This window comes from Paenibacillus cellulositrophicus (assembly GCF_009363095.1).
In the GTDB taxonomy this organism is placed as follows: Bacteria; Bacillota; Bacilli; order Paenibacillales; family Paenibacillaceae; genus Paenibacillus_AQ; species Paenibacillus_AQ favisporus.
Map to the genome: position 1 here is coordinate 5064851 of NZ_CP045295.1, position 24265 is coordinate 5089115.

19 protein-coding genes are annotated in these 24265 nt (G+C 52.9%); 16 read left to right on the forward strand and 3 right to left on the reverse strand.

Annotated features, from left to right (window positions below):
* The first annotated feature begins 51 nt into the window (after positions 1-51).
* A complete protein-coding gene (locus tag GCU45_RS23140) occupies positions 52-1275 on the forward strand; it encodes an aminotransferase-like domain-containing protein (protein ID WP_152400849.1) in 1224 nt (407 codons plus the stop codon).
* Here the strand turns inward: GCU45_RS23140 and GCU45_RS23145 are convergent.
* A complete protein-coding gene (locus tag GCU45_RS23145; RefSeq protein WP_076170628.1) occupies positions 1272-2048 on the reverse strand; it encodes a DUF2161 domain-containing phosphodiesterase in 777 nt (258 codons plus the stop codon). The two genes, GCU45_RS23140 and GCU45_RS23145, sit on opposite strands and share 4 nt — an antisense overlap.
* Positions 2049-2336: 288 nt before the next feature.
* Here GCU45_RS23145 and GCU45_RS23150 point away from each other — a divergent pair, with 288 nt between their 5' ends.
* The 6 genes from GCU45_RS23150 (at position 2337) to GCU45_RS23175 (ending at position 10317) form a co-directional block, all read left to right on the forward strand.
* Positions 2337-4232: a PrkA family serine protein kinase gene (locus GCU45_RS23150; protein WP_145160279.1), complete on the forward strand. Its 1896-nt coding sequence runs from the start codon at positions 2337-2339 to the stop codon at positions 4230-4232.
* A gap of 284 nt (positions 4233-4516) precedes the next feature.
* Complete coding sequence (locus GCU45_RS23155) at positions 4517-5524, forward strand: globin-coupled sensor protein (protein WP_152400851.1); 1008 nt, start codon at positions 4517-4519, stop codon at positions 5522-5524.
* Between the two features lie 148 nt (positions 5525-5672).
* A complete protein-coding gene (locus GCU45_RS23160; protein ID WP_152400852.1) occupies positions 5673-6695 on the forward strand; it encodes a LacI family DNA-binding transcriptional regulator in 1023 nt (340 codons plus the stop codon).
* A 198-nt stretch (positions 6696-6893) separates the two neighbouring features.
* Complete coding sequence (locus GCU45_RS23165) at positions 6894-7592, forward strand: response regulator transcription factor (RefSeq protein ID WP_152400854.1); 699 nt, start codon at positions 6894-6896, stop codon at positions 7590-7592.
* Positions 7589-9058 (forward strand): sensor histidine kinase, encoded by a 1470-nt coding sequence (locus GCU45_RS23170; protein WP_152400856.1) that lies wholly within the window; start codon positions 7589-7591, stop codon positions 9056-9058. The genes GCU45_RS23165 and GCU45_RS23170 overlap by 4 nt, the downstream gene beginning before the upstream one ends.
* Positions 9059-9210: 152 nt before the next feature.
* The gene (locus tag GCU45_RS23175) at positions 9211-10317 is read left to right on the forward strand and encodes a TolB family protein (RefSeq protein ID WP_167527202.1); all 1107 of its coding nucleotides are present in this window, start codon (positions 9211-9213) and stop codon (positions 10315-10317) included.
* Between the two features lie 9 nt (positions 10318-10326).
* Here the strand turns inward: GCU45_RS23175 and GCU45_RS23180 are convergent, their stop codons facing one another.
* On the reverse strand, positions 10327-10749 hold the full coding sequence (locus GCU45_RS23180) for a hypothetical protein (protein WP_152400860.1): 423 nt from the start codon (positions 10747-10749) through the stop codon (positions 10327-10329).
* Between the two features lie 447 nt (positions 10750-11196).
* Here GCU45_RS23180 and GCU45_RS23185 point away from each other — a divergent pair, with 447 nt between their 5' ends.
* From GCU45_RS23185 to GCU45_RS23195, 3 genes are all read left to right on the forward strand, one after another.
* Positions 11197-11670 carry a MerR family transcriptional regulator gene (locus tag GCU45_RS23185; protein WP_152400863.1) on the forward strand — a complete coding sequence of 158 codons (474 nt, stop codon included), beginning with the start codon at positions 11197-11199 and terminating at the stop codon, positions 11668-11670.
* Positions 11654-12088, forward strand: coding sequence for a hypothetical protein (locus GCU45_RS23190; RefSeq protein WP_208837063.1), 435 nt, complete (start codon positions 11654-11656; stop codon positions 12086-12088). The genes GCU45_RS23185 and GCU45_RS23190 overlap by 17 nt, the downstream gene beginning before the upstream one ends.
* 263 nt (positions 12089-12351) lie before the next feature.
* A complete protein-coding gene (locus GCU45_RS23195; RefSeq protein ID WP_152400864.1) occupies positions 12352-12945 on the forward strand; it encodes a hypothetical protein in 594 nt (197 codons plus the stop codon).
* Positions 12946-13005: 60 nt separating this feature from the next.
* Here the strand turns inward: GCU45_RS23195 and GCU45_RS23200 are convergent, their stop codons facing one another.
* Positions 13006-14442, reverse strand: coding sequence for a SpoVR family protein (locus tag GCU45_RS23200; protein ID WP_152400866.1), 1437 nt, complete (start codon positions 14440-14442; stop codon positions 13006-13008).
* A 264-nt stretch (positions 14443-14706) separates the two neighbouring features.
* Between GCU45_RS23200 and GCU45_RS23205 the strand changes: the two genes are divergently transcribed.
* The 6 genes from GCU45_RS23205 (at position 14707) to GCU45_RS23230 (ending at position 24211) form a co-directional block, all read left to right on the forward strand.
* Positions 14707-16494 carry a sensor histidine kinase gene (locus GCU45_RS23205; protein WP_152400868.1) on the forward strand — a complete coding sequence of 596 codons (1788 nt, stop codon included), beginning with the start codon at positions 14707-14709 and terminating at the stop codon, positions 16492-16494.
* Positions 16487-18031, forward strand: a complete 1545-nt coding sequence (locus GCU45_RS23210) for a response regulator transcription factor (RefSeq protein WP_152400870.1) — start codon at positions 16487-16489, stop codon at positions 18029-18031. Before GCU45_RS23205 ends, GCU45_RS23210 begins: the two co-directional genes overlap by 8 nt.
* Positions 18032-18275: 244 nt before the next feature.
* Complete coding sequence (locus GCU45_RS23215) at positions 18276-19259, forward strand: ABC transporter permease (RefSeq protein ID WP_116232201.1); 984 nt, start codon at positions 18276-18278, stop codon at positions 19257-19259.
* Positions 19260-19275: 16 nt separating this feature from the next.
* Positions 19276-20175 carry a carbohydrate ABC transporter permease gene (locus GCU45_RS23220; protein WP_076170554.1) on the forward strand — a complete coding sequence of 300 codons (900 nt, stop codon included), beginning with the start codon at positions 19276-19278 and terminating at the stop codon, positions 20173-20175.
* A 108-nt stretch (positions 20176-20283) separates the two neighbouring features.
* Entirely contained in the window at positions 20284-21981 is a 1698-nt protein-coding gene (locus GCU45_RS23225; protein ID WP_152400873.1) for an ABC transporter substrate-binding protein, read from the forward strand.
* Between the two features lie 502 nt (positions 21982-22483).
* Positions 22484-24211 carry an ABC transporter substrate-binding protein gene (locus GCU45_RS23230; protein ID WP_152400875.1) on the forward strand — a complete coding sequence of 576 codons (1728 nt, stop codon included), beginning with the start codon at positions 22484-22486 and terminating at the stop codon, positions 24209-24211.
* The last annotated feature ends 54 nt before the right edge of the window (positions 24212-24265 follow it).

The window sequence follows — 24265 nt, forward strand, 5'->3', positions numbered from 1 at the left end:
AAATTATATAGAGAGACCGAACCCAATAAGAGATAAATGGGAGGAGAGACCATGCAGTATTCCTTTGCAGCCCGTACGGAGGTCATGCTGTCGTCACCGCTTCATCTCATCCGGTCCTTGGCAAATCGGGAATCCTTCATTTCTTTTGCAGAGGAGCTTCCGGCCGAAGAGTTATTTCCCGTATCTTCCCTGGAGGCAGCAGCGGCAGCAGTGATTTCGAATAGTCCTACGGCACTTCAGTATGGGGAGCCGCAGGGCTTTTTGCCGTTGCGCGAATGGTTGTCGGAGGACTGGAAGCGCACCAAGCGTATTGATGTGGGTCCGGATCAAATTTTGCTGACGACCGGCGTGCAGCAGGCAATGGATCTGCTGGCCCGCGTCTATGTGGAGCCGGGGGACCGCGTGCTTGTGGAAAGTCCGGCTTCGCCGGGATACTTGCAAGTGTTCAAGATGCAGGGGGCCGTCGTCATTCCGGTGGACAGCGACCAGAATGGCCTGCTTCCGGAACGTTTGCTGGAACAGATTGAGCGGACGCAGCCGAAGCTGCTGGTAGCCTCACCGAATTTCTCCAATCCGACGGGGGTCCTTTGGAGCTTAGACCGGCGCAAGGAAGTGCTTGACCTGTGCAGGGAGCACAGTATCCTCATTATAGAAGACAATTCATACGGGGATCTTCATTTTGAAAAGTTATCGCAGCGGGAATTCACCAGTCTGTATCCCTCCCTGTTTGCGCTGGACGGCTCGGGTAGCGGACAGGGGGTGCTCTACATCGGTTCGTTCAGCAAAACGATCGCCCCGGCGCTGCGTACGGGCTGGGCCGCCGGGAGCCGGCCGCTGATCGACATGCTGGCCGCCGCCAAGCAGCTGGCCGATTGGCAGTCCAGCACGCTGAACCAGCGCTTCCTGCACAACATGCTGGAGTCCTCCGCTTTCGATATTCATGAGCATATCAAAATGCTGAACCGCGAATACGACACCCGCCTGAAGCTGATGAACGGGCTGCTGCAGCGGCCGGCATGGCAGGATGCCAGCTACGTCATCCCCAAGGGGGGGATGTTTATCTGGCTTCAGCTGCCGGATGGGCTGGACAGTCTGGCCCTCTTGAAATGCGCCTTGGGTAAGGGCGCAGCTTTTCTCCCCGGCACGCTGTGCTACCCGGACGGGCGGGGAAGCGGCTGGATTCGGCTGAATTTCACCCACCCCGGCCGTGATGAGCTGCTGCTGGGCATGAGTCTGATCGGCGAAGCGATCGGCGAATTTACGGCGCGCAGCTAAGTCTTTTTGCGGCGTGAGGCGCGCGCCGGCGTGGCCGTTTCCACAAGAGCGGGCAAACTGGATGCCCCCGTCTCCAGGATGCCGGCATAGCGCTCCAGATCGGCGGTGCCTGCCGGCGTCAGGAGGTAGCGGCCGCGGGAGATCCGCTGGAACCAGCCGTAATAGTTGTTCTGCAGGATGGCCGCTGCATTCGGCACGCCGCTTTTCTCCCTTAAATGCGCGGGCGACAGGCCGCCTTCCGGTGCGCCTGCGAGGGCGCCGGCGACGCGAAGCGCTTTTTCCCGGTAAGCCGTCATCAGCTTCGCCCGGGTGGTGCCGCCGACGTTATAATCGCCGCTGCGTTCGCGGAATTCGTAGAGCAGCCGGGACTTGCGGACTTTCATCCTGCGGGTTGGCACGTAAGGCGTTCCCGGCTCGCAGAGCACCTCCACCAGCGGCTTCTTGGTTTTATAGAAGGTGACGGTGATCAGACCGACGCCCAGCCTGCGGCATAAACCGGTGATGTCATCCCAGCGCTGGTTCACGGCACCCCGCTTGCTGCGGTTGCGCTCCACCGCCAAATATACATGAGGGCTCAGCTTGAGACGTTCGACTCCCTGCAGCAGCAGGGAGAGGTTGAACGTCTTTTTCATTTCGACGATCAGCGGCTCTTCCTCGTCCGGATGCAAGCCCACCAGGTCGCAGTGGCGAACTTCGCCTTTGACCTCGTAGCCCTGCCGCTCAAAAAAAGCCTTCAATGGCTCGTAAAGTTCGGTTTCATGCTGGACGGACATGTTCAGGCTCTCCTTCTGCGGTGATCCGCTTCTGAATTCTTTGTTCATTATATCATTTCAAATGAAGAACCCGAATCCTAAGGGGCAGATATCCGCCGGGAAAGTCGCAGCGCCCTTGCTTTTATAGAAAAAGACAATCTGACATGGGCGAAAAAAGAGGTCAACTAATCCCACGGTCCCGCATAGGTATGTAATACACTTTTTAAGAATCGATGGGAGCAGTTGACCCTTGACGCATTTTGTAGGAGTAGCTTGCGATTTCATAACCGAGTCATAGGAGGTACTTGCATGGATATTTTCGAACGCGTAGCGGCATATCGGGCAGAGAGCGATCAACTGGCATGGAATGGCACCTTTAAAGAATACATCGACCTTCTTCGTCAGGACCCATCACCGGCGATGACGGCGCATGCCCGCGTCTATGACATGATCAAATCATACGGCGTGGAAGAGGTCAACGGCCATAAACGTTATAAATTTTTTGAGCAGGAAATTTTCGGCCTGGATCGTGCCATTGAAAAGCTGGTGGAGGAGTATTTCCACTCCTCGGCCCGCAGGCTCGACGTCCGTAAACGGATTCTGCTGCTGATGGGGCCAGTCAGCGGCGGGAAATCGACGATTGTAACCCTGCTGAAGCGGGGACTTGAGAAATTTTCGAGAACGCCGCAAGGCGCTGTATATGCCATTGACGGCTGCCCGATGCATGAGGAGCCGCTTCATCTCATTCCGCTGGAGCTGAGGGCAGAAGTAGAAAAAGAACTGGGCGTGCGGATCGAAGGTAATTTATGCCCTTCCTGCCAGATGCGCCTGAGAACCGAATACGACGGCGATATCGAGAAAATGCCCGTTACCCGGGTGCAGATCTCGGAAGACAGCCGTGTCGGTATCGGTACATTCAGCCCTTCGGATCCGAAGTCCCAGGATATCGCCGACCTGACTGGCAGCATCGACTTTTCTACCATTACGGAATACGGTTCGGAATCTGACCCCCGCGCCTACCGTTTTGATGGAGAGCTGAACAAGGCCAACCGCGGCCTGATGGAATTTCAGGAAATGCTCAAATGCGACGAGAAGTTTCTGTGGAACCTGCTCTCGCTCACGCAGGAAGGCAATTTCAAGGCAGGCCGGTTCGCGCTTATTTCCGCCGACGAGCTCATCGTTGCCCACACGAACGAATCCGAGTACAAAGCCTTTATCGCCAACAAGAAAAACGAAGCACTACAGTCCCGGATGATCGTCATGCCGATTCCTTATAACCTGAAGGTATCGGATGAAGAGAAGATTTACGGCAAGCTCATTTCGCAAAGCGACATGAAGCATATCCATATTGCGCCGCATGCGCTGCGTTCGGCTGCGATTTTCTCCATTCTGACCCGTCTCAAGGAGACGAAGAAGCAGGGAATGGACCTCGTCAAAAAGATGAGAATGTACGATGGAGAGGAGATCGAAGGCTATAAAGAAGCCGATTTGAAGGAAATGCAGTCTGAATATTTGGAAGAAGGCATGTCCGGCGTCGATCCGCGGTATGTCATCAACCGGATTTCCAGTGCTTTGATTAAGCAGGACCTTCAATGCATTAACGCGCTGGATGTGCTGCGGGCCATCAAAGACGGGCTTGATCAGCATGCCTCCATTACGAAGGACGAACGGGAGCGTTATTTGAACTTCATCGCGGTGGCCCGGAAAGAATACGACGAGCTGGCGAAAAAAGAAGTGCAGAAAGCCTTTGTTTATTCCTTTGAGGAGTCGGCCAAAACGCTGTTTGAGAATTACCTCGACAACATCGAGGCGTTCTGCAACTGGACGAAAATCCGCGATCCGCTCACCGACGAAGAGATGAATCCGGACGAAAGGCTGATGCGTTCCATCGAGGAGCAGATCGGCGTTTCCGAAAATGCCAAAAAAGCGTTCCGCGAAGAAATCCTCATCCGGATTTCGTCTTATTCCCGCAAGGGGAAAAAGTTCGAATACCATAATCATGACCGTCTGCGCGAAGCGATCGAGAAGAAACTGTTTACAGACCTCAAGGATATCGTAAAAATAACGACGTCGACCAAAACGCCGGATGCCGCCCAGCTCAAGCGGATTAACGAAGTAAGCAAACGACTGATCGACGAGCACGGCTACTGCCCGGTATGCGCGAACGAGCTGCTGCGCTATGTAGGAAGCTTACTGAACCGGTAATCAGCCGAAACTCCAATTATTCCAGCGTCAAATGGCTCCCGATTCATTTCGGGGGCCTTTTTTTCTGCTTTTTTCCTTTTCGGGTCTTGAACCTCACGTAATGTAAAGGTTCTTCATTTTAGAATGGACCGCGAGTTATACCCATTCATTCGTAAAGCTGTACTAAAAATATAAGTCGGATGCACTATATTTTAGTTGTTTAGTCGTCGATATAGACTATAATAGACAAAGTTAGATTGTTTAAAATTGGTATAATCAGGGAAATTCTAAAGGAGCCATTCTACATGATTCAAGTATCGGAAGCGCGGCATAAGCAGCTGAAATTTATTGGACTGACGGAAAAGGATTTGGAGATTCTGCGGACGCACCAGCCTGTATTCAGCAAGGTGGTCGATGAAGTCGTGGACCATTTTTATCGGCATATCACTTCGGAGCCGGAGCTCATGCGCATCATTGAACGGAAAACGACGATCGACAGGCTGAAGACGACCCAGCGGGAATACTGGATGTCGCTGGCTGAAGGTGTAATTGACGAGCCGTTTCTGGAGAAAAGAATCGCCATCGGACTGGTACATTCGCGCGTTGGCTTAAATACGGATTATTATCTCGGCAGCTACATGGTTTATTTGGACATCGCCGTTGAGCTGTTCAAGAAGGCCATTCCGGACCGCTGGATTGAGGTGATCCATCCCCTGACCAAGATGTTCAACCTCGATTCGCAATTGGTTCTGGAAGCTTATGATATGAAGGAAAAGGAAAAGATCCAAGAGCTTGCCGACGGGCGGGAGCAGGTGCTCCGTGCTGTAACCGAAGTCGTTCAGCAGCTGACCGGCATGATTGCCGAGCTGAACGAGAGTGCCGGCCAAATCGCCGAGACGGCGAAAGTGACCGCGGCTTCCCAGGACCTGGCCCATTCGCTGATGGACGAGCTGCAGGAGGATGTCACCCAAATCGAGAATATGGGCGGCTTGATCAAGGGCATCGCCGACCAGACGCATCTGCTCGGACTGAACGCGGCAATCGAGGCGGCGCATGCCGGGGATTCCGGCAGAGGTTTTGCCGTCGTGGCCGGCGAGGTGCGCAAGCTCGCAGCCCATTCGCGGGAAGCGCTGGAGACGATCCAGGATAAAGTGTCGGGCATCATGGTCCGGCTGGAGAGCGTGCAGCAGGAAACCCGGCAGACATCGGTCCATGCCCGGGCACAGGCGGAGAGCTCCCAGGAGCTGGCGGCTTTCGTGAAGACGATCGAGAAGCTGACGCTGGATCTGGCGGAGATTCAGAATCACCATTAAACGCCGACGAGGAGCGTCAAGGAAGCTTCATTTGTTCCAGTACCTCATCATTCGCCATTCAGGTATAATAGATTCGTCATCATGAATATTAGAAATCGTAAATTTTTGAATTGATCGGCAACTGATTTGTATTTGAGGTGATTGTATAGTGGCTTCCATTCATGATGTGGCGAAAGAGGCTGGAGTATCTGTCGCAACCGTTTCCAAAGTCATTAACCATTATCCGGACGTCAGCGATAAAACAAGGAAAAAAGTAAGATCGGCGATCGAGCTTCTTCGTTACCGGCCCAATGCCATTGCACGCGGACTCGTCACCGGGAGATCGTGGACCGTGGGTGTGCTGATCAACATTCCCTTTACGAACCCTTATGTGGCCGAGCTGCTGGAAGGCATCAAAACGGCGCTGGAGAACAGCGGCTATGATCTCATGCGCCTCTCTGCCCGGCTTAACGACGAAAGCTATTCTTTTATCGACCACTGCGAGAGCAGGAACCTGGATGGGGTCGTCATCTTCGGCGTGGAACGGGACCATCGGATTATCGGCGAGCTGATCCGCTCCGATATTCCTACCATGTTTGTGGATACGGACGTCATGGGAAACCGGGTCGGAAATATTACGTCGGATAACGTGAACGGCGTTCATATGGCCGTCTCCCATCTGTACGGGCTGGGTCACCGGGATATCGCCTATATCGCCGGTACCCTCGGCCATACGGTAGCCGAACGGCGGCTTCAGGGATACAAGCAGGGCCTTGCGGACTGTTCCATCGAATACAGGGACAAGTATCTGGAAGTGTGTGATTATTCTTTTGAAGGCGGCATGGTCGCCATGAGGAAGCTCCTTCATCTTCAGTCTCCCCCGACGGCTGTCGTGTGTACTTCGGATATGGCTGCGATGGGGGCGATTCATGAAATTGAAGCATGGGGATTTTCCGTTCCCGGGGATGTTTCGGTTGTCGGCTTTGACAACATTTTTGAGGCCAAGGTGTTTAAGCCAAGCCTGACGACTGTGAACCAGAACATACACAATATCGGCGCAAAGTCGATTGAGCATCTGATCTCCATGATCGAAAATCCGGAATACTCGCCACCGGAAATTATGGAGCCGGCCAGCCTGGTTATCCGCCAATCGACCGGCAAAGTGAAGGTTTCTGAAGATCAATCGCGTTAAAATAGGGGGAAGGGATGTGCCGGGCAGGCATGTCCCTTTTTGCGTCCTGTCTGGTCATTTAAGATCGCATTTAATTTCCGCGTGTTGCAAAGGGCAGGTGCTTAGGTCAAGAAATGTTGTGAATGGTGCACAATATCTTATAATGATAGAAAATCAGGCACCGCTTATAATCAACGGATGAAAGTGACGTGATAGTCGATGGAGGAAAAAAGAGTTCTGGTGGCCGACGATGAGCCGAGCATCCGCAGCGCGATTTCCTATGCGCTCAAACGGGAGGGGTTCGCCGTTGAAACGGCCGCGGACGGTGAGGAGGCGCTGCAGCAGGCGGATGCCTTCCGCCCGGATATGCTGGTGCTGGACGTCATGATGCCCAAGGCTAACGGCTATGAGGTGCTGCGCCGGCTGGAAAACCGAAAGGGACTCGGCATATTGATGCTGACCGTTAAAAACGATATCGTCGACAAGGTTCTGGGGCTGGAGCTTGGGGCCGACGATTTTATGACCAAACCGTTCGATATCCGCGAGCTGGTCGCACGGGTGAAATCGATCGTCCGCCGGCTGGATAAAGTGGAAGAACCCGCGCCTGCGCCGGACGGGAAAAAGGCCGTGCTTGGACAGCTCACCGTTCATGCGGCCAAGCGCACGGCGGAAATCAGCGGCCGGCTGCTGGAGCTGACGCCGAAGGAATTCGATCTGCTGTCGCTGCTCGTATTTCACCCCGGGCGGGTGTACACCCGCGAGGATCTGCTGGATCTCGTATGGGGCATGGAGTATGCGGGAGGCACCCGAACGGTGGACATTCATATCCAGCGGCTGCGGAAAAAGCTGGGCGACGCCCACTATATGCTGCAGACGGTATACGGGATCGGCTATAAGGCGCTGGAGGAGGGCACATGAGCCTCGGCCTGAAATGGAAGTTTCCGCTGTTCCTGGCGGTGCTGCTGGTGTTTACGACCAGCGTGCTCAGCTGGCTTGTTCTCAGCGGAATCAAGACCAATCAGCGCGAGCAGATGGAAGAGAGCCTGCAGCGGCAGGCCGACGTAGCCGAAATGAGGGTCAAGCAGGATTATTTGACGGGAGAACGGCTGAAACCGGTGGATTTTATGGGAAAACAGGGGCAGGAGCTGTCCGTGGACCTTGGCATTTCCACCAACATGCGGGTGATCCTGTATGACGCCAAGGGCCAAGAGGTGGGCAATTCCCTGCCGCTGGCGGAAAAACCGGATGTCGGAGATGCCCTGTCTTATGCGCTGAAAGGTAAAATCGCCTACATTACCGAAGCGGATTCCCTGATCTATCTTGCGCCGATGCAGGGGCCTGACGGCATGCTGGGGGTTGTTCAGCTCCATACGTCGCTGAAGTCGCAGCATGAATTTTATAACCGGATGGCGTATCGGCTGGTCTGGACAGGCGGCATCGTATTGCTGCTGAGCTTTATTCTGGGATTTATTTATGTATACCGTCAGGTCAGGGACATTGTGAAGCTGAAGGCGGAGGCGGACCGGATCTCCCGCGGGGAGTATCCGGAGCGGTCCCCGCTGCGGCGGAAAGACGAGCTCGGGCAGCTCGGAACCGGCATTCTGCATATGAGCCGTGACATCAAGGGGCACATGGCTGCGCTCCAGGAGGAAAAGCACCATCTGCAATTGGCCGTGGAGAAGCTGCAGGCGCTCGAGCAGCAGCAGAAGCAGTTTATCAATAACGTGAGCCACGAGTTTAAAACGCCGCTGACGTCGATCCAGGCTTATACGGATTTGCTGGGCATGTACGGCGACGATCCGCAGCTGATCGAGGAAGCGCGCAGTGCGATTGCCAAAGAGTCCGAGCGGTTGTATCAATTGGTCGAGGACGTGCTGCGCTTGTCGCTGCTGGAGAAGTACGATTTTGAATCCCAGGCGGAAGAAGTGGAGCTTGCGGATCTACTGCAGGATGTCGTATCCCGGATCAGCGCCAAGGCCACCAAATACGATTTAACGATACAGACCGACTTCGTACCTGCCCGGGTGTGGGGAGACCGGGACCATTTCATTCATATTTTTATGAATCTGCTGGATAATGCGATCAAATACAATCAGCCCGGCGGCCGGATTGTCATTCAAAGCAGGGTTTCGGGAGACGAAGTAAGCGTATCGGTCCGCAACACGGGACGGATCATTCCGCGGGAATGGTGGGCGCATCTGTTCGAGCCGTTCTCCACGCTGCACCAAGACCGTGCCCGCTCTACCGGCGGAACCGGCCTGGGCCTGCCGCTGGCGTCCCAGCTCGCGGAGAAGCAGGGGGGCCGGCTTGAGCTCGTCCGTTCGGATGCGGAGGAGACCGAATTTACCGTTTCGTTTCCGCGGCACTCCAGCCGGGAGAATTAGGAAGGTATAGCCTATGTTTTTCTAAAGGGAATGAACTGAGCTTTAGCTGATGCTTTTTTCAATAAAAGTTTACAACTTGGAAACATTTCGACGTATGCCGGATATCATTGGCGTGTAGGATGGGGGTAAGAAATCAGGAAGGGATGAAACTCATGATGAAACGACATAAACTACTTCCTCCAGTGATCGGCGTGATGATGGCAGGTGCGCTTTTGGCGGGCTGCGGTTCGCCGCAGAGCAATGCAAGCCGGGAGGTCATCGACAAGCCGGGCAAGCAGATCACCGTTATAGATACGGCCGCCGAAGGCCGGAAAAATACCGGAGAAATCCAGGTAGAGCAAATCGAAAAACTTAAAGACGTGTACGGCCGGACCTGGCTGTCGGACCACGAAGCCATCGTGGAACGAAATCATGTGCTGATGATCCATGACTTTGCATCCAATATCGAACGCAAGTTGACGGAAAATCCGGCCACGGCCGGTCAATATCTGGCCGCCGCGTCGCCGGATGGGGAGCATGTCTTTTTTACGGGGGGCAACCCGAAAGACAAGTATGATATCGGGGGTTATCTCCTGGATGCGGCTTCCGGAACCGTAACGAAAACAGGCGCATTCTCCATGCTGTCCGATATGTTCTGGGCCGATCCGCAGCATGTCCTCGTCAGCACGGATGACAGCAAGCTTCAATTGATCGACCTGCAGGGTAAACGGACCCCGGTCCAATTCTCGGATCCGGAGCTGTCCGACAACGTGCCTCGCATGGCGAGCAAGGCGGGCGACCGTTATTACTATTTGGGCGTCCACGAAGGCTACACCGTGTTGAAGTCGTTTACGGCATCAGCACCTGAAGCCCAGACGATCCAGGAAGGCGTCGTCACATTCAGCTTGTCGCCGGACGGCAGCGCGATCGCCCTGGAGAAACGCGAGTGGAACACGACCAAGGACGCCGAGCTTCAGCTCATCGATGCCAGCGGCAAGAAGCTGGGAACCGTGGCCAAAGGAACGCTCCTCGGCCGGCCGAGCTGGTCGCCGGACGGCAGCAAAATCGCCTTCTCGGTGTACACCGAGGGCGAGCAGGGCATGAAAGGCATGTACGTGTTCGACAAGGCGAGCGGCAAAACGACGCCGTTGTCCACGGAGATCCAGGCCTACGACTCCCCGGCCGTCTGGAGCCCGGACGGCAAGTCGCTGATGGTGTACCAGACCGTGTACGAAGGCGAGAATTCGAACAATGTGACGTATGTGGTCCATCTGAAGTGATCGCCGCGGTCAGCGGCGGAGCGTGTGCTGTGCGTGCTTGGGAAGCCCGCTGCGCGTGCGGATCATGCCTCCGATCGCTGTTGCCCCCGAATTTTTTGGGAATGGAATCGAAGGTAAAAATTCGGGGACAAAGGCGACCGCTGCCGCTTCTCCGGCATGATTCCGCCCGCTCCGCTGCTGCCAGCGGCGAGTGGGGGAATAAGGTCCTTGCGGTGGCTGTGCAGCACCGCAAGGACGGGAGTGGGTGCGGGCTGTGCTTCGATGCAAAGCATTCGGCTGGCGCGTGCTCTGCGTGCTGCTGAGCAGGCTTCGTGTGGGCGACGGTGAGCGCGGGCCGTGCTTCGAGCGTTGGCGCTTCGGAGCAGGTTGCGCGTAGAGTGTTTGACGGATGAGCGCATGTGTGCGGGGAAGCCCGCTCCGCGTGCGGATCATGCCTCCGATCGCTGTTGCCCCCGAATTTTTTGGGAATGGAATCGAAGGTAAAAATTCGGGGACAAAGGCGCCCGCTGCCGCTTCTCCGGCATGATTCCGCCCGCTCCGCTGCTGCCTGCGGCGAGTGGGGAGTAAGGTCCTTGCGGTGGCTGTGCAGCACCGCAAGGACGGGGGCAGGCAAGGGGCAGTGCTTTGTAGCGGGCATGTTAGCAGGGGAAACTTGGAACGTGCCGATCAGGCTTTATGCTCGAGGCTAAGGCGGTCATATTTAGAAAATAAGTCACCACTCAATGTGGTGGCTTTTTTGTATAGTTAGCGAGCCCCGGCGATCAGTCCGCCTGGACAACTTCAACGAATGGAGGTAGAGGGCGATTCTTGATTTTTTATAAGAAAAAAATGTAAAAACCGACTTGACCTTGGAGTCTGCTCCAATGTTATTGTGAACTCATGGAAAAACATTATTCTATACAAGAAGCTTCACGGATGCTGGGGATCCCGAAGGATACACTCCGCTATTATGACCGTACCGGAATTGTTTCGCCGACCCGGGAAAACAATCGGTACCGCAGGTACTCGAAGAACGACCTCATCGATTTGATGAACATTCAAATTATGCAGTATGCGGACTTTTCTCTTGACGAAATCAAGGGGAAGTTTGGGTTTCACAGGATGGAGAAGGTAGACCCTGCTTACTGCCAGGAGGTTGCTGAGTTCCTCAATGCCAAGAATGCCGAGACACGCAAAAAGATTGACCATCTTCAGAAGGTCAGTCAGCTGCTCGACGTAGCCGCCGATACGTTAAGAGACTTCAATTCAGAAAAAGACCAGCGGCTGGCGGAGATCGTGCGCGAAATTTATCAGGATATCCGTAAGAAGGAAGCGGGAATTTTCGAGGAGGGATGTGATGATCATCAAGGTTAGCAATTTTTATTACCTGATCGCAGGCATTTTTGCAGTACTGTTTGCCGCTACGCACGCATGGAACGGGCAATCCGCTGTTCTTCCAGAGCTCCAGGTAGGTGCGATCACGATGGAGACCCGGACGGTATTCATGTATGTTTGGCACATCATCACGGCGGAAAATCTGGTTTTCGGGGTCATGTTTATTTGGATGTCATTCCAAAGCGATCGATCGAAGGTCCGGTTTGCCGCTTGGATGGTTGTGTCGCTTCTGATCGTACGGCTGATGGTCATTCTTGGCGTAACCGCATTTCAAGACGCTGCGTCCCTTATGGATACGTTAGTCGACTCGATTGCGATCGTCATTTATGTGGCCTTTATCATTTTGGGTATCAGGATGAAATCTAAAAAAGCAGGGACGTCAGAAGCTACATTTTAATAGGAGGAATGAAGGTCATCAATGGGGGTTAGTGATCGAGTTGTCGGTTGTTCGGGCTTTTCCTTACCAAACCAAGAACCTCTCAAGCGTGCATAGGGTTACCCATGCAGCTCGGGAGGTTCTTTTGACGTAGAGCTTTCTTTTGGTCCTGAGGTATTTGATGTTAATTACACGTAACAGGATTGCACGCACCCGCGGAGAAGACGGAATCTTTCTGGAGAAGCGGGCAGCGGTCGCCTTTGTCCCCGGATTTCCACTTAGGCATGTTACCGATCAGGAAATCTGGGGGCAACAGCGATCGGAAGAACGATCCGGCATCGGAGCGGTCATCGAAGCTCAACATTTACATGATCTGCACCAATGAGGGGCTTCAAGGCTCATCGTATGCATTTACGAGATCTGCTCCTAAGAGCAGCTTAGAGGCAGGGGTCAGCGGAGAGGACGGAATCGTTCTGGAGAAGCGTCAGCGGTCGCCTTTGTCCCCGGATTTCCACTTAGGCATGTTACCGATCAGGAAATCTGGGGGCAACAGCGATCGGAAGAACGATCCGGCATCGGAGCGGTCATCGAAGCTCAACATTTACATGATCTGCACCAATGAGGGGCTTCAAGGCTCATCGTATGCATTTACGAGATCTGCTCCTAAGAGCAGCTTAGAGGCAGTGGTCAGCGGAGAGGACGGAATCGTTCTGGAGAAGCGGGCAGCGGTCGCCTTTGTCCCCGGATTTCCACCTTGGCATGTTACCGATCAGGAAATCTGGGGGCAACAGCGATCGGAAGAACGATCCGGCATCGGAGCGGTCATCGAAGCTCAACATTTAGCATCGGTAAGATCCGCTTCTTTGATCATGCAATAAGAAGACAGCTACGAGTAAAGTGTCCAACGGAGTATGCTGCAACGGGCGAGAGAACCTCCCTCACACGAACCGCCGATGCAGCTTCTTGCCGTCGTAGGAGAACATTACCTTTTTGTCCTCGACGATGGTCTCGAGATGCACGGTGCGGCCCCACAGCTGGTATACATAAGGCAGCGTGCGCTCCATGTACTTCAGGTCGAGCTCGATGCCCTCGTACATATGCTTGATCACCATCTCGCCGGTCCGCAGGTAATCGCCGTCCTCGACGACGAGGTAAGGGCTGCCGCCGTTGACTCGGGCGAAGACGAGCTGGTCGCGGATGTTCTCCCAGCTTTTATCGGTGATTTTCCACTCAGGGCCCTTTTTCTCGAAGACGTACAGGTCCAGATCCTCAGTCAGCTGCTTCGTCATATAGTTGCGGATAAAGGAAATGTCCGAATCGAATTCGCGCACTTCGAAGATTTTCTCACGGCCTTGGCCGGGTTTGCGGCCGCCGAACTCGATTTCCTCCTGGGTCGGATGGTCCCAGCGGCGCTCGATGTCCTCAAAGATTTTCAGACCCAAATAGTATGGATTCAGGCTGTGCCGGGACGGCTGCACGACGGAAGAGTTGAGCTTGGCGAATTCGATCGTCTCGTCGCTCGTCAGATCCAGCTCGCGGATGATCCGCTGATGCCAGTACGAAGCCCAGCCTTCGTTCATGATTTTGGTCTCCATCTGCGGCCAGAAATAGAGCATTTCGTCGCGGAGCATCGTCATAATGTCGCGCTGCCAGTCCTCCAGCACTTCGGAAAATTCCTGGATGAACCAGACGATGTCCTTTTCCGGTTCAGGCGGGAATTTACGGTTAGCCGCGCTTTCCTTGGCCTCCGGCTCGGGTGTGTGATCGAGACTCCACAAGTCGTCGTACTCGCCGGGCTGGGTTTGCATCTTGCCGGACTCCTTCTGCGCTTTCAGCTTCATTTCCATGTAGCGCTGTTTATCCAGGTGCTGCGGCTTGATCAGCTGGGGATCAACATGCTCCTGGACGGCCAGTACGGCATCGATGAAGCGCTCCACAACTTCGGTGCCATGCTCGAGTTCGTATTGGCTGATCCGCTCCGCGGTGGCCGACATGCTCTCGACCATGTTGCGGTTGGTGGCGGAGAAGCGGTAGTTGTTTTTGAAAAAGTCGCAGTGCGCCAAGACGTGAGCCACGATGAGCTTGTTCTGGATCAGGGAGTTGCCGTCGAGCAGAAAGGCGTAGCACGGATTGGAGTTGATGACCAGCTCATAGATTTTGCTCAGGCCGAAGTCGTACTGCATTTTCATCTTATTGAACGTCTTGCCGAAGCTCCAGTGCGAAAAACGGGTAGGCATCCCGTAAGCACCGAAGGTGTAAATAATGTCCGCCGGACAAATTTCGTAACGCATCGGATAATAATCCAGGCCGAAGCCGTCAGCGATCTCCATAATTTCACTAATGGCGTATTCCAGCTGTTTGATCTCGTCGCTCATTCGTTCATTGCTCCTTCCTTCTGCGGAAGAATAAAATATGATATCGGGACTATATTTCAATATATTCAGCAGCACCTCAAGTATGAACTGACATGGCTGGCCGAAAGTCCGGATTCTGTCCCGGATCATGTTGTTGGCAAATCCCAGCAGCCCGGAAATTAATGCAGTCTTCATGTCGATTTATGTTAGAATATAAGAGCATGACTCTAAGGTTTCCTATTTACGAAAGCGTTTTATATTTTTGCGGGCGGTGACTGCGTTACCATGTGGAAGTACTTTGTGCAAGCAACCAACAACATGAGGATCCGGAATAAATTGATCTTTTCCTACCTGTTCGTCGTCATGATCCCCGTGCTGATCGTGGGGGGCATCATTACCGCCTATTTCAGACAGGATGCACTGGACAACGCCATAGAGCAGACTTCCAACGATGTGGATAAAATCAAAAGCCAGCTGTCCACCATGCTGTCCGTGCCAATCTCGATTTCCAACAAGCTGTATTTGGACGATAACCTGAAGGACCTGGTCAATACAAATTACACGACTATTCTCCAAATGGTGCAGGCCTATTCGAAATACAACGATTTTGAAGAGCTTCCGCGGCTCTATAACGAAATCAGCAACGTCCGCTTCTACCATTACAACAGGACGATGATCAACAACACCCAGTTTATTAACGTTACCGCCAAGATTGAGGGGGAGGAATGGTTCCAAACGGCCATGAACAACCCGCGGATCGGCTGGTTCTTTATGGAAGGCAGCGACATCGGCACCGAAAAGAAGCTGAGCCTGGTGCGCCGGATCAAGTTCAAGGATTACCGAACCCCGGGAGTGCTGGTCATTACGCTCAATCAGAGCATGCTAAACTCGATCCTGAGCAAGGAAACGTTCAACACGCTCATTGCGGATGACAGCGGATACATTGTGGCCGCCAAAAATCCGCAGAACGTCGGTAAAACGCTGAAACAGCTGGATTTGAACATCGATATGCATCAAGGACAGGAACAGACGATCAGCCGGCGCGTAAATGGGGTGTCCTCCAACATTATCGTGGACAAGCTGACGCCGCAAACGAGCTTGAATGGCCTCAGCGTCGTGTCGGTCTTTTCAACCCAGGGAATTGTCCAAGACGCCAAAAAGGTCGGATGGATCGGCATGGCGCTGGTGATCGGTGTGCTGATCCTGGCGCTTACGCTGATATTCGTCGTATCCAAGCTGACGACCAACCGGCTTCTGCATTTGAGCAGACAGCTGAACAAGGTGGCCCGGGGGAACTTCGATACGATTTCCTTCTTGGATGGCAATGACGAAATTGGGCAGCTCTCCCGCCAGTTCAACTATATGGTCCGTAGCATCAACGACCTGCTGAACCAGGTGTATGAGAGCAATGAGAAGAACACCAAGCTTGAGGTTGCGCAAAAAGAAATCAAGCTCAAAATGATGGCCAGCCAGATCAACCCGCACTTTTTGTTCAATGCCCTGGAATCGATCCGGATGAAGGCTCATCTGAACGGGGAGAAGGAGATCGCCAATATCGTGCGGCTGCTTGGCAAGCTGATGCGCAAAAACCTCGAAATCGGCAGTGTGAAAAAAACGCTGAAAGAGGAAATGGACATTGTCCGCGCGTATTTGGAAATCCAGAAGTTCCGCTATGAGGACCGCTTGAGCTACGAACTGATCGTCGAGCCGGAAACCGAACGGGTGCTGCTTCCGCCGCTGATCATTCAGCCGCTGGTGGAGAATGCGATTATCCATGGCCTGGAAGGCAAGGAAGTGGACGGGATGCTGCGCGTCCGCTGCTCGATGAAGGAAGATATGCTGCATGTCGAGGTTATCGATAACGGGGCCGGCATGTCGGAGGAACGCAGGCAATTCGTTCTGGCGACGCTGGATGCGGAAGAAGGGGAAGGCAACCGCATCGGCTTGCGGAACATCCATCAGCGAATTAAGCTGACGTATGGAGACGACTTCGGACTGCATATTACGAGTATCCCGGGACAGGGAACCAAGATGGAATTCATGATACCAACAGGGGGAGAAATGCATGTTTAACGTTTTGATTGTGGATGACGAACCGATGATCCGCGAAGGTCTCAAGACGATCATCGACTGGGAGAGCTTCGGGTTTACGGTGGTGGATACGGCGGCCAACGGCCGGGATGGGCTGGATAAAATCAAAGAGCTGAAGCCCGATCTGACTATCATCGATATCCGCATGCCGGGCATGACCGGTCTCGACGTCATTGAAGAGGCCCGGGCCGCCATGATCTCGACGCATTTTCTAATTTTGAGCGGATATGCCGATTTTGATTATGCCAAGCGGGCGATCGGTTACGGCGTGAACGGATACCTGCTGAAGCCGCTGGATGAGGAGGAGCTCGGAGAGGAGCTGCAGCGGATCGGCGCGATTCTGACCCGGGAGAAGCAATCGCACCGTTCCGCGGAAGAGGACCATGTCTTCCGTGAGCACCTGCTTGAATCCTTTTTGCTGCAGGAAGAATCGCTTCGGGATCCGGCGATGGTCATGCAGCTGGGGCTGGACTGGCCGAGGTATCAGATCGTCCTGCTCGAAATCCATGGATCGGCGGACGATGCACCTTTAGCCGCCTTAAGACGAAAGCTGTCGGTCCATTTTGAAAGTGCGGAGCGTGTCATTGTGTTTTCGGCGGGGCCGTTTGCGGCCGTGCTGTGGGACCGGGGCATGTCCCGGGAAGACGATGCTGCCCGCTATTACGCGGAATGGGGTGCGCTGCTGCCGGATAACAAGGGATGGTTTGCCGCCGCCGGGGGAGCGGTCACCGATATTTCGCTCATCGGACAATCGTATGCGGAGGCCGCCGAGCTGCTGCACCATCGTTTTCTGTTCCATGAAGAGCGTTTGATGCTGCCCGGGGATTTGACCCTAATGGCAGAAGCTTACCCGGAGAAGGCGCCGCTCGATCCAACCGGAGAAATCGAACTGTCGGATATGCTGTATTATGCGCTGGACATCCGCAGCATGGAAGCGGTCGGCCGCTTTTTTGACGAGCTGGAGGAGCGGGTTGTCGGTTTCGGGCAGGCCGAGCAGGCGGTGAAGTCGGCGGTGACCCATATTTTGACCATGGCCATCAACAAGCTGTCGGGACAGAACCAGGCATTGTATCCACTGCTGCAGGATGCGCCGCTCTTCTTTACGGAGGCGTTCCGCCAGCCGACATGGGAGCAGCTGAAAGCGGTGGCGGCCGCCCATTTAAGCAGCCTGATCGAGAGGATCGGCGGCGGGAGCAAGGATGCCGTGCTGAAGCAGATGATCGATTTTATTCACCGGAACTACAAGGAGAACCTGAAGCTGGAGCTTCTGGCCCAGGTGTTTAATTACAACAGCGCTTACCTGGGGAAAATGTTCAAAAACTATACGGGTGAGAATTTCAACGCGTTCCTGGACAACGTGCGGATTGAGCACGCGAAGGAGCTGTTATCCCAGGGATTCAAGGTGCATCAAGTGGCGGCATGTGTCGGGTATGCAAACGTGGACTATTTTCACAGCAAATTCAAGAAATATGTCGGGGCATCCCCGTCGTCATTCCGGAAAAAGGAGCCTTCCGAGTAGTCTCTTGACTTTCGCTGATCCTGCGGGATGATTTTGGCTATACCGTCTTTCAAAAACGTTTTCGAGGCGAAATTCCCCCTGAAAATTAGATTTTTGGGGGAATTTTTGTGTAAAGTCATGTCAAATTTCGACTATGAAAGCGTTATATCTAATTTTTATATGATTTTAGGTGAAATCCGATGGGTATTTTTATAAGCGCTTCATTTAGTAAGATTGAGTTATCAATTAGAGGAGGGGTTATTGAATGGAAGCGCTCACACCTAACACCATTCCCCGCAGCGGTCAAGATACTGCTAAAGCACCAAAGCGTAAACGAAAGGGTGGCTTCTGGAGTACGGTGCTCCAGCAAAAATATTTATATTTAATGTCGCTCCCTTTTGTCATTTGGGTGTTCGTGTTCAGTTACCTGCCGCTTTGGGGCTGGACGATGGCCTTTCAAAACTACAAACCGGCAAGGTCATTCTCCGAGCAAAAATGGGTAGGATTTAAATATTTCCACGAGCTGTTCCAAGACGACCGGTTTTATCTGGTGCTGCGGAACACGCTGGCGATGAGCTTCATGGGCCTCATTCTGGGATTCGTGGTTCCGATCTTCTTCGCGATTCTCCTTAATGAGCTGCGGGGCATGTTCTTCAAGCGGTTCGTGCAGACGGTTTCTTACCTGCCGCACTTTGTATCCTGGGTCGTTGTGGCAGGCATTATTACGAAAATGCTTTCAATTGACGGTGGTGCGGTCAACCAGATTTTGATGGCGCTCCACCTCACGGACGAACCTATACAGTTCATGGCGAAGGGTAACTGGTTCTGGTACATTGTAACCGGTTCCGATGTCTGGAAGGAAACAGGCTGGAATACGATCATCTATTTGGCAGCAATCACAGGGATTGACCCGGAGCTGTACGAAGCATCCCGCGTCGACGGTGCGAGCCGCTGGAGACAGATGTGGCACATTACGCTGCCGGGCATCCGCTCGACGATCTCGGTTCTCTTGATTATGTCGATTGGCCACTTGATCAGCATCGGCTTCGAGAAACAATTCCTGCTCGGCAACAACCTGGTGACGGATTACTCGGAGGTTCTCGATCTGTACGCACTGAATTACGGTCTGAATATGGGCAGGTTCTCATACGGTACCGCCATCGGCATATTCAACTCCGTAGTCAGCATCATCCTGTTGTTTACGGCTAACGGCATTTTCAAAAAGGTTACGAAAGAAAGCATTATGTAGGAGGCGAGAAATCGAGATGCCAAACAAAGCGTTTAATGCGACCAGATCCGATAAGATCTTCGATATATGCAACATCATCTTCATGGCGATCGTGCTGATCGTTACGCTGTATCCGTTTCTGAACGTGCTCGCCATATCGCTGAACGATTCCATCGATACGGTGCGCGGAGGCATCACTATCTGGCCGCGTGCGTTCACATTTGAAAACTATAAGACGATATTTGCTTATGACACTTTGCTTCAAGGCTTGAAAATTTCCATTTTGCGTACGATCGTCGGTGCTGTTCTGGGGCTGCTCAGCGCATCGATGCTGGCCTATACGCTCAGCCGGCCTGATTTCCAGGCCCGGAAGTTCGTATCGACATTCCTGGCGATGACGATGTACTTCTCCGGCGGCCTGATCCCGGGATACATCCTGATGCGCGACCTGAACCTGATCGGCACGTTCTGGGTCTATGTTCTGCCGGGTCTCGTCAGTGCATTCAACGTATTTATCGTCCGCTCCTTTATCGACGGCTTGCCTTATGCGCTTCAGGAATCGGCCAAGCTGGACGGAGCCAACGATTTTACGGTATACTGGCGCATTATCCTGCCGCTCTGTAAACCGGTTCTTGCTACGATCGCGCTGTTCCTTGCCGTAGGTCAGTGGAACTCCTGGTTCGATACGTACCTGTATAACGGCAGCAACGCCACCTGGACCACCCTGCAGTACGAGCTGATGAAGGTGCTTCAGAGCACGCAGCAGGGCGGCGGAGCGATCAACGCCAATGATATGGCCAAGCAAATGGCCCAGATTTCGCCGGAATCGATCAAGATGGCCATTACCATCGTCGTGACCGTGCCGATCCTGATCGTCTATCCGTTCCTGCAGAAATATTTTGTCAGCGGCATGACGCTGGGCGCGGTCAAATCGTAAAAAACGCTTTTTCAGAAGTTACATTCTTATATAGAGGTATCAGCAGGCTAGCCTGTTATACAAAATAGATAAAGAAAAAGATTAGACATCATGGGGAGGGTTTACGCAATGCCAAAGAAAGCGTTCAAGGTAACCGCGATTTCTCTGATCATCGCATCAATGCTAGCGGTTGCGGGCTGCGGCGGAGGCAAGGAGGATACCGCGGCCAAAGATACAGGCGATACGACATCGCCGATCACCTTCAGTTTTTTCGGTGCGGATGCGAGTCCAAACTGGAACAAAATGCAGGATGAAGTCGGCAAGGAAATCACTGCGAAGACAGGCGTTACGATCAATGCGGAGTACGCTGTATCCGGCGGAGGGCAGGATAAGATTTCCCTGATGGCCGCAAGCGGCGACTATCCGGATCTTATTTTCGCTAAAGGTGACGTTAACAAGCTGGTGGATGCCGGCGCAATGCTCGACCTGACTGATCTGATCGACAAGTACGCGCCAAACCTGAAGAAGGTATATGGCGACTACATGGATCGTCTGAAGTACAGCAATGATGACCAAGCCATCTATGTGCTGCCGACCAATGCGGCGGTGAACCAGCAGTATTTTGACGCCGGCGGCGGATTTGAAATCCAGAATGCCGTGCTGAAAGAGCTGGGCTATCCGGAAGTAAAAACCGTCAAGGATTTTGAGAACGTGCTGAAGGCTTATAAAGAGAAGCATCCGACGATTGACGGCCAGCCAACCATTCCGTTGACACTGGATGCGGACGACTGGAGAATCATGATTACCGTTACCAACCCGGCGTTCCTCGCAACAGGAGCACCGGACGACGGCGAATATTTTATCAATCCGCAAACCTATGAGGCTCAGCTGCACTACAAGCGTCCGGAGGAAAAAGAGTACTTCCGCTGGCTGAACCATATGTACAACGAAGGCTTGCTGGATAAGGAAACGTTTGTACAGAAGAGCGACCAGTACAAGTCCAAAATTTCGAGCGGACGCGTGCTTGGCCTGATCGACCAGGAATGGGGTTATTCCGACGCAGAGAACGCGCTGAAATCTGCGGGCAAGGATGAAAGAACTTACGCTCACCTGCCGGTAACCTTGTCGGAAGAATATAAGGATCACTCCTTCCAGGATACAGGCTTTACATCCGGATGGGGCATCGGCATCACGAACAACTGTAAAGATCCGGTCCGGGCGATTAAATTCATGGATTGGCTCGCTTCCGACGAAGGGCAAGTATTGATCAACTGGGGTATCGAAGGCAAGCACTACAATGTCGAGGATGGCAAACGCGTCATTCCTCAAGAAATTCAAGATAAGAAAATCAACGACGCTTCCAACTTTACGAAAACATCGGGTATCGGCCTGTACACGATCTTCTCCGCTCACTATGGTGACGGCGTGAAGGATCCATCCGGCAACTACTATACGACGAACTTCCCGGATCAAATCGTAGCCAGCTACACGCCAGCCGAGAAAGAAACACTGAAAGCTTACGGCGCTACGACCTGGAAAGACCTGTTCCCATCGGAAAAGGATTTCCCGGTTAAGCCTTGGGGAGCAGCGTACAACATTTCGGTTGAAGAAGGCTCTGATTACACCGTAACGTACCAGAAAACGCAGGACATTATCCGCAAGCGTATTCCGGAAGCAATCCTGACGACGCCGGACAAATTCGACGCAGTCTATGACAACATGATCAAGGAACTGAATGCCGCCGGTGCGGAAAAAATGGAACAGCAATACACCGAGCTGGTGAAGGACCGTGTCGAGTTGTGGGGCGGAACGACCGAAGCGAAGTAATCCGAATTTTTAAAAAAGTGCAATAAGTTCATCAGGTAGGGCCTGCTCATAGCAGTAGGTCCTATTTGCGATGGATTTTTATGACTTTATTCAACTTCATACCTTATATAATATAAAGGTGTTTATTCACTGTTTTATCAACGTTTTTTTAGAGAATTATTGATCGTAAACGCATCAAAAATTAAATTTAAAAATATGTATTAAAATGACTTGACAGTCGTTTTTAAATCTTTTATGATTCAAATATGAAAGCACTTTCATTACACATTTTCCCTGCAGGCTGTTTTCGAAAACGTTTTAAACAAAGAGGTGGAGTCGAACAAGAAACCAGAGATGTGAAGTGAGGAAGTTTAGTTATCTGAGTTTTGTAAACGTATTCAATTCATCTAGGTTTCGGCACAACATGCGGCAGTGCCCAGCGTCCGTACGATGTTGATGCAATGCCGGCTCTTGAATGCAGCACGAAGTAATTCCATTAGTAATGAAGGGGGATATGATTCACATGAAGGGAAACACAAAGAAGAAGTTTGGAATGCTGCTCCTCGCTAGTGTGCTGCTCGTTTCCGCAGGCTGCAGCAGCTCAGGGGGCGACAGCAAATCCGCCGATTCCGGCAGCTCGTCTTCCAATGCGGCGCAGGATGCGAAGGCTGACGATACGAGCCCGATCACGTTCTCGTTTTTTGGCGCTGACGCCAGCCCGAATTGGAACAAGATGCAGGATGAAGTCGGTAAAGAAATTACGAAGAGAACTGGCGTGACTATCAATGCGGAGTATGCCGTATCCGGCGCAGGCACCGATAAAATATCCCTGATGGCTGCGAGCGGAGAATATCCTGATTTTATCTTTGCCAAAGGCGACGTCGACAAGCTGGTGGAAGCCGGCGCGATGATCGACCTGACCGATTTGATCGACAAGTACGGCCCGAACCTCAAGAAGGTATACGGCAAGTACATGAACCGTCTGCCGTACAGCAACGATGATAAAGCCATCTATGTGCTTCCGACGAACGGGGCGGTGGATCAGCAGTACTTTGACGCCGGCGGCGGATTTGAAATCCAGAATGCCGTCCTGAAAGAGCTCGGCTATCCGGAAGTAAAAACCGTTAAGGATTTTGAAAACGTTCTCCAGCAGTATAAAGACAAACATCCGACGATCGACGGCAAGCCGACGATTCCGCTGACACTGGACGCGGATGACTGGAGAATCATGATCACCGTAACGAACCCGGCCTTCTTGACGACAGGCGCTCCGGATGACGGCGAATACTTCATTAACCCTGAAACCAACGAAGCTCAGCTGCACTACAAGCGTCCGGAAGAGAAAGAATACTTCCGCTGGCTGAACCATATGTACAATGTGGGGCTGCTGGATAAGGATACGTTTGTGCAAAAGAGCGACCAATATAAATCCAAAATCGCCAGCGGCCGCGTCCTGGGTCTGATCGATCAAGAGTGGGGCTATTCCGACGCCGAGAATGCGCTCAAGACCGCCGGCAAAGCGGAGCGCACTTATGCTCACTTCCCTGTAACGCTGTCGGATGAATACAAAGACCATTCCTTCCAGGATACCGGATTCGTAGCTGGTTGGGGCGTAGGCATTACAACGGCATGTAAGGATCCGGTCCGCTTGATCAAGTTCCTGGACTTCCTTGCATCCGACGAAGGCCAAGTGCTGCTCAACTGGGGGATCGAAGGCAAACACTACAACATGGTGGACGGCAAGCGCGTTATTCCTGATGACGTACAGGACAAGAAAGTCAACGATAACGCCAACTTTACGAAAACGTCCGGCATCGGTCTGTACACCACCTTCTCCGCTCACTACGGCGACGGCGTGAAAGATCCATCCGGCAACTACTACACGACGAACTTCCCGGATCAAATCGTAGCTTCCTATACGCAGCCGGAGAAAGATACCTTGAAAGCGTATGGCGCAACAACCTGGAAAGACCTGTTCCCGTCTGAAAAGGACTTCCCGGTCAAACCTTGGGGCGCAGCCTACAACATGGCCACTCCTCAGGACGGCAATTATAATGTTATCTATCAAAAAACGCAGGATATTATCCGCAAGCGGATTCCGGAAGCCATCCTGGCGAAGCCGGAACAGTTCGACAGCATTTATGACAATATGCTGAAAGAGCTGGATGCTGCAGGTGCTAAAGAAATCGAAAAACAATATACGGAACTGATCAAGGAAAGAGTCGAGCTCTGGGGCGGAAGCGCTCAATAAGCCGGTCTGATCAGAGGAAGGGTCCCGGGATGTATCCCGGGGCCCTTTTTTGTT

Coding starts and splice junctions, on each gene's coding strand:
- GCU45_RS23140 (WP_152400849.1), top strand. CDS start 52: ATGCAGTATTCCTTTGCAGCCCGTACGGAGGTCATGCTGTCGTCACCG.
- GCU45_RS23145 (WP_076170628.1), bottom strand. CDS start 2,048: ATGTCCGTCCAGCATGAAACCGAACTTTACGAGCCATTGAAGGCTTTT.
- GCU45_RS23150 (WP_145160279.1), top strand. CDS start 2,337: ATGGATATTTTCGAACGCGTAGCGGCATATCGGGCAGAGAGCGATCAA.
- GCU45_RS23155 (WP_152400851.1), top strand. CDS start 4,517: ATGATTCAAGTATCGGAAGCGCGGCATAAGCAGCTGAAATTTATTGGA.
- GCU45_RS23165 (WP_152400854.1), top strand. CDS start 6,894: ATGGAGGAAAAAAGAGTTCTGGTGGCCGACGATGAGCCGAGCATCCGC.
- GCU45_RS23170 (WP_152400856.1), top strand. CDS start 7,589: ATGAGCCTCGGCCTGAAATGGAAGTTTCCGCTGTTCCTGGCGGTGCTG.
- GCU45_RS23175 (WP_167527202.1), top strand. CDS start 9,211: ATGATGAAACGACATAAACTACTTCCTCCAGTGATCGGCGTGATGATG.
- GCU45_RS23180 (WP_152400860.1), bottom strand. CDS start 10,749: ATGATCCGCACGCGGAGCGGGCTTCCCCGCACACATGCGCTCATCCGT.
- GCU45_RS23185 (WP_152400863.1), top strand. CDS start 11,197: ATGGAAAAACATTATTCTATACAAGAAGCTTCACGGATGCTGGGGATC.
- GCU45_RS23190 (WP_208837063.1), top strand. CDS start 11,654: ATGATCATCAAGGTTAGCAATTTTTATTACCTGATCGCAGGCATTTTT.
- GCU45_RS23195 (WP_152400864.1), top strand. CDS start 12,352: ATGTTACCGATCAGGAAATCTGGGGGCAACAGCGATCGGAAGAACGAT.
- GCU45_RS23200 (WP_152400866.1), bottom strand. CDS start 14,442: ATGAGCGACGAGATCAAACAGCTGGAATACGCCATTAGTGAAATTATG.
- GCU45_RS23205 (WP_152400868.1), top strand. CDS start 14,707: ATGTGGAAGTACTTTGTGCAAGCAACCAACAACATGAGGATCCGGAAT.
- GCU45_RS23210 (WP_152400870.1), top strand. CDS start 16,487: ATGTTTAACGTTTTGATTGTGGATGACGAACCGATGATCCGCGAAGGT.
- GCU45_RS23215 (WP_116232201.1), top strand. CDS start 18,276: ATGGAAGCGCTCACACCTAACACCATTCCCCGCAGCGGTCAAGATACT.
- GCU45_RS23220 (WP_076170554.1), top strand. CDS start 19,276: ATGCCAAACAAAGCGTTTAATGCGACCAGATCCGATAAGATCTTCGAT.
- GCU45_RS23225 (WP_152400873.1), top strand. CDS start 20,284: ATGCCAAAGAAAGCGTTCAAGGTAACCGCGATTTCTCTGATCATCGCA.
- GCU45_RS23230 (WP_152400875.1), top strand. CDS start 22,484: ATGAAGGGAAACACAAAGAAGAAGTTTGGAATGCTGCTCCTCGCTAGT.